This window comes from Janibacter limosus NBRC 16128 (assembly GCF_001570985.1).
Taxonomy (GTDB): Bacteria; Actinomycetota; Actinomycetes; order Actinomycetales; family Dermatophilaceae; genus Janibacter; species Janibacter limosus.
Window position 1 is genome coordinate 1 of sequence record NZ_BCSS01000063.1, and the last position, 9821, is coordinate 9821.

12 protein-coding genes, 1 pseudogene and 1 riboswitch are annotated in these 9821 nt (G+C 70.2%); of the genes and pseudogenes, 9 read left to right on the forward strand and 4 right to left on the reverse strand.

The window, feature by feature from the left end; all coding sequences use genetic code 11:
* A pseudogene (locus JLI01S_RS17320) lies at positions 1-521 on the forward strand (excalibur calcium-binding domain-containing protein); the annotation flags it as partial.
* A complete protein-coding gene (locus JLI01S_RS15640; protein WP_068266347.1) occupies positions 490-1236 on the forward strand; it encodes a class F sortase in 747 nt (248 codons plus the stop codon). The pseudogene JLI01S_RS17320 and the gene JLI01S_RS15640, both read left to right, overlap by 32 nt.
* Positions 1237-1314: 78 nt before the next feature.
* Here JLI01S_RS15640 and JLI01S_RS17205 read toward each other — a convergent pair whose 3' ends face one another.
* Positions 1315-2316 (reverse strand): C40 family peptidase, encoded by a 1002-nt coding sequence (locus JLI01S_RS17205; RefSeq protein WP_068266349.1) that lies wholly within the window; start codon positions 2314-2316, stop codon positions 1315-1317.
* 3 nt (positions 2317-2319) lie between these two features.
* Positions 2320-2492, reverse strand: a riboswitch (cyclic di-AMP (ydaO/yuaA leader).
* 91 nt (positions 2493-2583) lie between these two features.
* Entirely contained in the window at positions 2584-3249 is a 666-nt protein-coding gene (locus tag JLI01S_RS15650) for a GTP pyrophosphokinase (protein WP_174521331.1), read from the reverse strand.
* A 125-nt stretch (positions 3250-3374) separates the two neighbouring features.
* On the opposite strand from JLI01S_RS15650, the gene JLI01S_RS17765 reads away from it, so the two are divergent.
* Entirely contained in the window at positions 3375-4337 is a 963-nt protein-coding gene (locus tag JLI01S_RS17765; RefSeq protein ID WP_369407384.1) for a GNAT family N-acetyltransferase, read from the forward strand.
* A gap of 5 nt (positions 4338-4342) precedes the next feature.
* On the opposite strand, the gene JLI01S_RS15660 is transcribed toward JLI01S_RS17765, so the two are convergent.
* A complete protein-coding gene (locus tag JLI01S_RS15660) occupies positions 4343-4780 on the reverse strand; it encodes a hypothetical protein (RefSeq protein ID WP_068266351.1) in 438 nt (145 codons plus the stop codon).
* A 59-nt stretch (positions 4781-4839) separates the two neighbouring features.
* Between JLI01S_RS15660 and JLI01S_RS15665 the strand changes: the two genes are divergently transcribed.
* The 4 genes from JLI01S_RS15665 (at position 4840) to JLI01S_RS15680 (ending at position 7257) form a co-directional block, all read left to right on the forward strand.
* Entirely contained in the window at positions 4840-5313 is a 474-nt protein-coding gene (locus JLI01S_RS15665) for a hypothetical protein (RefSeq protein ID WP_068266353.1), read from the forward strand.
* A gap of 49 nt (positions 5314-5362) precedes the next feature.
* Positions 5363-5599, forward strand: coding sequence for a hypothetical protein (locus JLI01S_RS15670; RefSeq protein WP_068266354.1), 237 nt, complete (start codon positions 5363-5365; stop codon positions 5597-5599).
* The gene (locus tag JLI01S_RS15675) at positions 5586-6134 is read left to right on the forward strand and encodes a hypothetical protein (RefSeq protein WP_068266355.1); all 549 of its coding nucleotides are present in this window, start codon (positions 5586-5588) and stop codon (positions 6132-6134) included. The genes JLI01S_RS15670 and JLI01S_RS15675 overlap by 14 nt, the downstream gene beginning before the upstream one ends.
* A gap of 85 nt (positions 6135-6219) precedes the next feature.
* Positions 6220-7257 carry an NAD(P)-dependent alcohol dehydrogenase gene (locus tag JLI01S_RS15680; protein ID WP_068266356.1) on the forward strand — a complete coding sequence of 346 codons (1038 nt, stop codon included), beginning with the start codon at positions 6220-6222 and terminating at the stop codon, positions 7255-7257.
* Here JLI01S_RS15680 and JLI01S_RS15685 read toward each other — a convergent pair whose 3' ends face one another.
* Complete coding sequence (locus JLI01S_RS15685; RefSeq protein WP_068266360.1) at positions 7258-7680, reverse strand: hypothetical protein; 423 nt, start codon at positions 7678-7680, stop codon at positions 7258-7260.
* Positions 7681-7843: 163 nt separating this feature from the next.
* On the opposite strand from JLI01S_RS15685, the gene JLI01S_RS15690 reads away from it, so the two are divergent.
* Together JLI01S_RS15690 and JLI01S_RS15695 are read left to right on the forward strand one after the other, a co-directional pair.
* Positions 7844-9043 carry an endonuclease gene (locus tag JLI01S_RS15690; RefSeq protein ID WP_068266361.1) on the forward strand — a complete coding sequence of 400 codons (1200 nt, stop codon included), beginning with the start codon at positions 7844-7846 and terminating at the stop codon, positions 9041-9043.
* Between the two features lie 253 nt (positions 9044-9296).
* A partial coding sequence (locus tag JLI01S_RS15695) for a DUF4919 domain-containing protein (RefSeq protein WP_084349506.1) occupies positions 9297-9821 on the forward strand: 525 nt, incomplete at its 3' end.

Below are 9821 nucleotides of genomic sequence, written 5' to 3' on the forward strand. Positions count from 1 at the left end.
CCGCCCGCACGACGGTTCCCGCCGCGCCGCAGGCGGTTCCCGCTGCACCGCAGGCCGCGGTCGCTGCGCCTCAGGCGGCTCCCGCCGCACCTGAGGTGGCCGCCGCAGCGCCGGCAGCTCCCGCCGCACCGCAGACTGCCGCAGTCACGCCTCAGGCCGCTGTCCCCGCTGCCGCCCCGGCCGCCGCTGTCACGGTCGAGACGCAAGAGGTTGCGTCCGCCAGGGTGTCCCTCGCGGACAAGGACTGCAAGGACTTCATGTCCCAGGCTGACGCGCAGGCCTTCTTCGCTGCCAACGGTGGTCCAGCTGTCGATCCACACAGGCTCGACGCCGATGACGACGCGATCGCCTGCGAGAGCCACTTCGCCGGGGATGATGCGGCTCCGATCCGCGCTGAGGCCCGGATGATCAACGCGGGCGTCCCGGATGTCACGGACACCCGTGCCCTCGGTCTGCTGGGCGGCCTCGCGCTCGTCCTCTCCGGTGTGGGTGTCGCGGTGCGCGCCCGCCGGCTCGACTGACGGGGCCGCTCTGCGCCGCACCGTCCTCGTCGTCCTCGCCGCACTGCTCGTGCTGGGCGGGGGAGGAGTCATCTGGTGGTCGATGTCCGGTGAGGACCCGGTCGCGGCACCGGTCCCACGACAGACCTTCGCTGTGAGCGAGCCGACGCCTGATGGCACCCGGACGGCGACCGTCACCCCGATCCCTGACGACTCGTCCTCGACCTCGGCCGCCACGTCCACCTCCGCCCCCACGCCGTCGAGTGAGCTGGTCATGTCGCCGGACGACATGGGGCCCGACCGCATCTATGTCCCCTCGCTCGGGGTCTACGCGAGTCTGACATCGGTGCGGTTCAGCGGCGGCGACCTCACGATCCCGAGAGAGCCGTGGCGGGTCGGCCTCGACATCGACTCGTCGCCGATCACCGCATCGGTCGGTACGACGCTGCTCGCGGGTCACGTGGACCTGTCAGGGACCCCCGGCGCGCTCGTGCAGCTCGCGCAGGCGGAGCCAGGAGCCCTGGTCTACGTGACGGACGGCGAAGGAGTGCGGCGCAGCTTCGTCACGTCGAGCCTGCAGCGGTACTCCAAGGTGTCACTGCCGCGCTCGATCTTCGCGGTCGACGGACCTCGCCAGCTCGTCGTCGTCACCTGCGGCGGACCGGTGATCTCCATCGATGGCGAGCGGCACTATCGCGACAATGTCGTGCTCACCGCGGTGCCGACCTCCGCGTGAGCTGCTGCCTGGCGGTCAAGGGGCTGACGACGAAGGGCCCCGACCAGACGGTCGGGGCCCTTCGTCGTCAGCGGTCGATCAGACACGACCGTAGGTGACGGCGCTGGTCCAGATGGCGCGCTTGCTCGTGTCGACGCGCGAGTTGCCGGCGTCGTACATCGTGCCGTTGCCGGCGTAGATGCCCACGTGCCAGGCCGGCGCACCGAAGAAGACGAGGTCGCCGGCGCGGGGCGAGGAGACGCGAGTGGTCGACTGGCGCTGCTGCTCGGCCGTGCGCGGCAGGGCCTTGCCGTTGCGGGCGAAGACGTACTTGGTGAAGCCCGAGCAGTCGAAGCCGGAGGTGGTCGTGCCACCCATGACGTAGCGGGTCCCGACGAGGCTCGCTGCCGTGTTGAGGACGCCACTGCCGGAGACCGGGGTGCGGGTCGAGGTGCGCGAGGTGGTGCTGCTCGTGCGGGTGGAGCCGGTGAGGCCCATCAGGGAGCCGGTGCGGGGGCCGACGACGCCATCGGCGGTCAGGCCGTGGCTGCGCTGCCAGCGCTTGACGGCGGCAGCCGTCCCGGAGCCGAAGATGCCGTCGGCGCTGACGCCGACCTTGCGCTGGACCTGCTTGACGACGGTGCCGCGCGAGCCCTGACGGACCAGGCCCGTGAAGTTGGTGCGCTGGCTCGACGGCTTCGTCGTGGTGCGCGTGGAGCGGGTGCTCGTGCTGCCGGACTTCAGGCCCATCTTGGTGCCGGTGCGGGAGCCGACGATGCCATCGGCGACGAGGCCGTGGCGCTTCTGCCAGCGCTTGACCGCGCTGCGGGTGGCGGGACCGAAGATGCCGTCGGCGCTGACGCCGACCTTGCGCTGGATCTGCTTGACGACGGTGCCGCGGGAGCCCTGCTTGACCAGGCCGGAGAAGGAGGCCGTGGAGGTGGCGGACTGGGCGGAGGGGGCGGCGCTGGCGGACTGGGCACCGATGGTGGCGGTGCCGAGGCTGACGGCGGCGACGGCGACCATGGTCGCGCCTGCGCGCTTGCTGGCCTGCGAGGAGCTGCTCGGGCCGCGGTGGCGTCCGGCGTAGAACATCGACATGGGTCTCTCCTACGCCTGCGGAGTTAGCTGTCGGGTTGGAGTCGAGATCACTCCGCCCTGTGGTCCGGGTGGACCACGAGGACTTCACCCCAAGGCGTTGCGGCCATGGATCGGTGGGTCCCCCGCTCCTGCCGTGCTGATTCCAGGGGAGCCAGTCGGGTTGGCAGGATTAGGCGACCCGGTGGCGACCCCTCGTGTGTGGGGTCGCGAGAAGAGTAAGGCATTGGGACACGAATTGGTAACGGGGGGTGTGGACAGTTTTCGCCGTCAGTCCCCGCCGTGTACTGCGCGATGCAGTTGCGCCATCTCCTCGTCCATCCGCGCGGCCGTCGCAGCCGCATCCGTGATGCGCTGACGCAGGTCGGGAGGGACGTCCCCTTCGTACTTGTAGAAGATCTTGTGCTCGGTGCTCGCCCAAAAATCCATCGCGACCGTGCGGAACTGCACCTCGACCGGCACCTGCACCGGACCGGAGGAGAGGAAGACCGGGATCTCGAGGATGACGTGCAGCGACCGGTAGCCGTTGGGCTTGGGGTTGGCGATGTAGTCCTTGACCACCCGCACCGTGATGTCGGCCTGAGCGGTGAGCGAGTCGACGAGCCGGTAGACGTCCGCGACGAAGGAGCAGATGACCCGCACCCCGGCGATGTCGGTGATGTGCTCGCGCAGGTCCGGGATCTCGAGCTCGACACCCTGGCGCGCCGCCTTTTCCAGGATGCTCTCGGGGCTCTTGACCCGGGTGGAGATGTGCTCGATCGGGTTGTCGAGGTGCAGCTCGGCGAACTCCTCGCGCAGGATCTCCAGCCGCATCGCGACCTGCTCCATGCCGAAGCGGTAGCCGAGCATCATCCGCGTGAAGTCGTCGCGGATCTGCGCGAACCGACGGATTGCCTCGTCAGGCAGTTCTGCAGGCAGCGCGGCGGGCTGGGTCATGGTCTCTCCGGGGTCGGGTGCCGACCCCAGCCTAGAGACGGTCCCTGAGTGTGTGCTCAGGGAGGCGCGAGGCCCTCGACGGAAGCGCGCCGAGGACACCCCCGACGACGGGGCATGCTTGACGGGTGCACGCCGACACCTTCCTGCCGATCCGGACCGAGCGCCTCACCCTGCGGGCACACCGCGAGGACGACCTCGAGTCGCTGCTGGAGTACGAGTCTCTTCCGGAGGTGGCGCGCTACCTCCCCTTCCACCCGTGGACCCGGGAGACCGGCCGTGAACACCTGGCCAAGCGCCTACTGCGTCTGGGGCTGGACACTCCGGCCCGCAGCCTCGGCCTCGTGGTGGAGCGCGAGGGCCGCGTGATCGGCGACGTCGTGCTCTGGGTCACCGACGAGACGGGAGCGAAGGGGGAGATGGGCTGGGCCTTCCGCCCGGACGTCGCGGGGCAGGGCTTTGCCACAGAGGCTGCGGCCGCGGTCCTCGAGATCGGCTTCGCCCGGTACGGGATGCACCGGATCATCGCTCAAATGGATGCTCGCAACACGGCCTCGGCGCGAGTTGCCGAGCGGCTCGGGATGCAGCTGGAGGCCACGCCGCGACAGGACTACTGGAGCAAGGGGGAGTGGACCGACTCCCTCGTCTACGCCGCGCTCGCCAGCGACCGGCCGCGCGATGTCGGCGATGCGATCGTCGTCAGCGCCGTGGTGCTCGCTGATGCCGACGGCCACGTGCTCACCGTCCGCAAGCGGGGGACGGACGCCTTCATGCACCCCGGCGGCAAGCCGGAGCCGGGAGAGACCCCTGCGCAGTGCGCGGTCCGTGAGGTGGAGGAGGAGCTCGGCCTCGTCCTCGACCCGGAGCGACTCGACCTCGTCGCGGTGCACCGCACGGCAGCCGCCAACGAGGCGGGCATGGCGCTCATCGCGAGCGTCTTCAGTCACCCGCACCTGGCAGGGCGCTCCCGCCCCACGGTCGTCCCCGCCGCAGAGATCGAGGAGGTCTGGTGGCTTGACGTGAACCAGCCGCTGCCCGCGGACTCCGCGCCCTTGCTGAGACTCCTCGTCGCGCGGGAGACCTCGCGCTGAGGGGGTCAGGACGTCGGCGAGGCGGCGTCCCCGATCGTGACGACCCAGGTCGTCCCGCCGTCCATGGACGGCGTCGAGAACTTCAGTGGTGCGCCGGCGGTGACGGTGAAGTCGGTCCGGGTGTCATTGAGGTTGATGCCCCCCGTCTTGCCCTCGGGCGCCATCGTGTCGCTCGTCTCGAGCGTGACCTCCTGAGGGCTGACGGAGGTGAAGGTGACGTCGACGTCCTCATGCTGACCCTTGGCGGTCACGGTGTGGCCCTTCGTCGCCTCGACGCGTGTGGTGACCGGGTCGCTCGAGCTGTCGCCATCGCTCCAGCTGTCGGCCACGAGGACGACTGTCACCGGCTCCTCGTCGCTGCCTCCGGAGGGCGACGCACACGCGGACACGGTGAGGAGCGCGAGCGGCACGAGCGTGAGGGACCGCAGGATCGTGGAGGCCATGGTTCGACGCTAGCCTGTCGCGCAGGTCGGAGAGCAGCGACGCAGGAGGGGCAGGTGCGATGAAGGTCGTGGATCCGCAGGGCCGCACATGGCGTGTCTCGCGCCGGTGGATGCCGTGGCGGCGCAAGACGCGCTTCGGCAGCTGGGGCGACGGGCCCGTCTTCAGCGGCAGCCTCGGGGATGACCCGATCAGCGCGATCATCGGCATCGTCCTGCTCATCCTCTTCATCCCGGTTCTGGTGCTCGGCCTCGTCGTCGCCCTGGAGATGCTGCTCCTGCTGCTGGTCCTCCCCTTCGCCATCGTGGGCCGGATGCTCCTCGGCCGGCACTGGCGAGTGGAGGTGCGTGAGCGCTGGACCTTTGCGTGGGAGGCCGAGGTCGGCGACTGGTCCGACAGCGGACGGGCCATCGACACCATCGCGCGGGGGCTGCGACAGGGGATGCCGCCGTGGCAGGCGGCCGGTCCGGTGGTCGCGCACGGTCTGCCTCGGCACGGTCTGCCTCCGGAGGGCCAACCGCCCCCGCCGCGCTGACGTCAACCGTTGATTGACGCGGACGTCCCTGTCAACCTAGAGTTGACGCATGGACATCACGCGCACCGGCAATCTCTTCATCGGGGTCGGCATCGGACTGGGCGCTATCGCCCTGGTCGTGGGTCTTGGCATCGACGGGTTCTTCGGGGGGATGCTCCAGGGCGCCGGCCTGGCGCTCGTGCTCCTCGGGGTCTACGGCCTCGGCATGCGCCACCGATCGGACCGCAGCGCCGCTCAGGGCGAGGAGCCCGAGGCCTGGCTGCCGAGTCGTGATGAGCAGCGCTGAGCACCCGGCCCCCGGGGTGAGCGAGGCGCTCGGCGCCGCGATCCTCCAGGGCCTCGACGCGGAGAGCGACCCCCAGCAGCACCTGACCGTCGTGCGACGTGCCGCGGCCGCGGAGGACGAGGTCGCCGCGCTGCTGCGGCAGTCCGTCGCTGCTGCACGCGGAGCCGGTCACAGCTGGGCGGCGCTCGGTGCCGAGCTCGGGATGAGTCGGCAGGCCGTCCAGCAGCGCTTCGGTGCCCGCCCGTCCGGCGCCCACGAGGCCGGGGACGGTGCCGAGGAGCGGTGGCTCGGCCCGGTGACCGCCTTCGACGAGATGGCCGAGCTGGAGATCGCCGGACGACAGGGCTGGCGCACGGTCGGGGCGGGCATGCTCAAGCACCGCGTGCGGCGCACGCCGACGCAGTGGGAGCACAAGCGCATCGTCTGGACCGGCCCCCTTCGCCGCTGGGAGGACGACGGCTGGGAGGTCGCCATCCGGGCCTTCCCGTGGGTCTACCTCGTGCGGGACACCGGCGTCCCGGTCGAGGCCTCATGACGGAGGACGCCGAGCTCGTTTGGTGACTCGGGGCGCGAGGAGTTGACTGTGGGAGATCAGTCCCCCTGACGAGAGGAGCGCATCCGTGCGCACCGTGAAGGCCTGGGCGGCCACCTCCGCCACCGCACCCCTGTCCGCGACGACCATCGAGCGTCGGGACGTCGGCGACAATGACATCCTCATCGACATCGCCTTCGCCGGCATCTGCCACAGCGACATCCACACGGCCCGCAGCGAGTGGGGCGAGGCGCCCTATCCCCTCGTCGTCGGGCACGAGATCGCCGGCACCGTCGCCGAGGTCGGGTCCGCCGTCACCAAGCACCAGGTCGGCGACCGGGTCGGCGTCGGCTGCCTGGTCAACTCCTGCGGCGAGTGCGACGCCTGCACGGCCGGCACCGAGCAGTTCTGCCCCGACGCGATCGGCACGTACAACGCGACCGACCGCGATGGCTCGATCACCCAGGGCGGGTACTCGACGCAGATCGTCGTCACGGAAGACTTCGCGCTGAAGATCCCCGACGGCATCGACCTCGACGTCGCCGCCCCGCTGCTGTGCGCCGGCATCACGACGTGGACGCCGTTGCGTCGCTGGGGCGTCGGCGAGGGCTCCAAGGTCGCGGTCGTCGGTCTCGGCGGGCTCGGACACATGGGCGTCCAGCTGGCCGTCGCGCTCGGCGCGGAGGTCACCGTGCTGTCCCAGTCGCTGAAGAAGCAGGAGGACGGACTCGCCCTCGGCGCCACCGACTACCGCGCCACGAGCGATGACTCGACCTTTGGCGACCTGCGGGGGACGTTCGACCTCATCCTCAACACGGTGAGTGCCGAGCTGCCGATCCGCAAGTACCTCAGCCTGCTCCGGCCCGAGGGCACCCTGGTCAACGTCGGCGGACCGGTCGAGCCCTTCTCCGTGCCGGCCTTCTCGCTCATCGGGGGCAGCAAGGCACTCGCCGGCTCCAACATCGGCGGGATCCCCGGGACCCAGGAGATGCTCGACTTCTGCGCGGACAAGGGCATCGGCGCCAAGATCGAGGTCATCTCGGCCGACCAGGTCAACGAGGCCTGGGAGCGGGTCGTCGCCTCCGACGTGCGCTACCGCTTCGTCATCGACGCCTCGACGATCTGATCATCTCGACGCGAGGGTGACCTCGTAGTGCATGCCGCCGTCCATCGTCGGCGTGGAGAACCTCAGCGTCTCTCCGCGCTCGACGGTGAACTCGGTCTCGGTGTCCCGCAGGTGCAAGCCGCCGCTCTCGCCGCGTGGTGACATCGGCTCGCTCGTCGTCAGTTCGACGGAGTCCTCGCCCACGTCGGTGAAGGTGATCTCGAAGTCGACGAACCCCGTGAAGGGGACGCTGGCCCCCTTCGTCGCGTCGATCGTCGTGGTCTTGGGGGTCGGCTTGTGGTTGCGGTCCCAGCCGTTCCACGAGCTGCTCGTGATGGTCACCGGAACCGGCCCGGACTCGGGCTCGAGCAGGCCGCAGCCGGTGAGCGCGGGCAGGCATGAGGCAGCGGCGACGAGGGCGAGGGTGCGGCGTCGGATGGTCATGGGTCCTCCTTGGGTTCTGATGGTCTGACGCCGCCCGGCCGCCAGCGGTTCCATGGACGAAGGGGGGAGAACCTCGACCCTTCGTTGACTCGCCGTTCACCCACGGGGCCTCTCGGACGGTGAGGCTGGGCCCACACCCAGCCCCCACCCGTGAGGTCCACCCATGTCCCGCACCCTCCGCCGCCTCGTCGGTCTTGCCGGCGCCGCCGCTCTCGTGGCCGTGCCGGCCCTCCCTTCGCAGGCCGCTGACTCCGCGATCCACCAGTCCACGTCCTCGCTCGCGGCGGCGGCTGCACCGCTCAGCGTCAGCACGGCCCTGGGGCAGCAGGACGGATCGACCCAGACCGTGCGCGGCCATGTCGTCGGGCAGCCGACGGCCAGTGACGCGGTCATCCGCGACGGCTTCCCCAACGACTACGCCATCGCGATCGCCGCCTCGGCGGGTGAGACCGACACCTCGAAGATCCTCTACGTGCAGCTCCCCTCGGCCCTGCGCTCGCAGTGGGGTCTGGCCTCCAACCCCGACCTGATGGGACAGCAGGTCGACATCACGGGCGCGCTCGCGGCCTACTTCTCCCACCCCGGCGTCAAGAGCACCAGCTCCATCGCGCTCGCCGACGGCTCGACCCCGGAGGAGCCCGGAGATCCGGATGAGCCGACCGACCCGGGCACGCCGACCGACCCCGGCAGCTACTACGACGGGACCGCGGGCCTGAGCGGACAGGCGCTGAAGGACGAGCTGCACGGGATCATCAGCAACCAGACCGTGCTCAGCTACTCGCAGGTGTGGGACGGACTCAAGGACGTCGACGAGGACACCCAGGACACGAGCAGCGTCCGACTCCTCTACTCCGGCACAACCTCTCCGAAGTCGAACAACGGTGGGGGAGTGGACAACTGGAACCGCGAGCACGTCTGGGCCAAGAGCCACGGCGACTTCGGTACCTCCAACGGCCCCGGCACCGACCTGCACCACCTGCGACCGACCGATGTCACGGTCAACTCGGCCCGCGGCAACCTCGACTTCGACAACGGCGGCAGCGAAAACGCTGAGGCCCCGGGCAACTACGCCGATGGCGACTCGTGGGAGCCGCGCGACGCGGTCAAGGGTGACGTGGCGCGGATGATCTTCTACATGGCCGTGCGCTACGAGGCCGGTGACCGCGTCGACCTCGAGGTCAACGACCAGGTGGGCAACGGGTCCAACCCCTACATGGGCCGTCTGTCCGTGCTCAAGCAGTGGAGCCAGGAGGACCCGCCCGACGCCTTCGAGCAGCGCCGCAACGACCGGATCCAGGCCAACTGGCAGGGCAACCGCAACCCCTTCATCGACCACCCGGAGTGGGTCGAGTCGATCTGGTGAGCTCACAAGTACTGCACGTCGACGCTTCCTTGCGTCGGTGACCCCGGATTGGCGGGGGATCTTCGGTGCCGAGTATGCGACCTGCAGTCCTTGTGATCAGCCTTGGGGCCGAGGACCGGAGTGCCGTCCATGGCGTTCAGGCCGGGGGGGGCAACCGCGAGGCCGGTGACGGGGAGACCTCCCCCTCGCCCTCGGCGAGGTGCCGCCCTAGGGTCGGGTCGACACGCTGGACACCGGGGAACTTGGAGGCATCATGCGCGGGGCAACATTGACGGAGCTGGTCGGGGACTATGTCCACGACCCGCGACCGGAGCAGCTGCGACGACTTCGGTCCGCGGTCACCGGATCGCCCACCTTCGACCCCGACCTGGACCTCGTCGCCGTGGCCGGTGCCGCGCTCGAGGAGGGCCGGATCGACGACGCGATCCGGGAGCTCACCAGCAAGATGCCCGGGGCTGCCCTCAGCCCGTCCGCCCACGCCGTGCTGGCAGCAGCCTTTGAGGCGAAGGGTGACGAGGCGGCCGCGCGCCGCGAGCGCCTCATGGCGGAGCTGTCGATCACCACGATCCTGTCCACCGGGGACGGGTCGCGGGAGCATCCATGGTCTGTCCTGCGGGTCGCCGACGAGTACGACCTGCTGAGGGCCCGGGGAGTGACGTCCGTCGAGCAGCTCACGCTCACCGAGGGCGGACACCTCGTCGACGGGCATGTCGACGAGGACGGCAACCAGCTGTGGTTCGTCGTCGAGACCCGCCGCTCGCTCGAGGCGGGGGGGGGG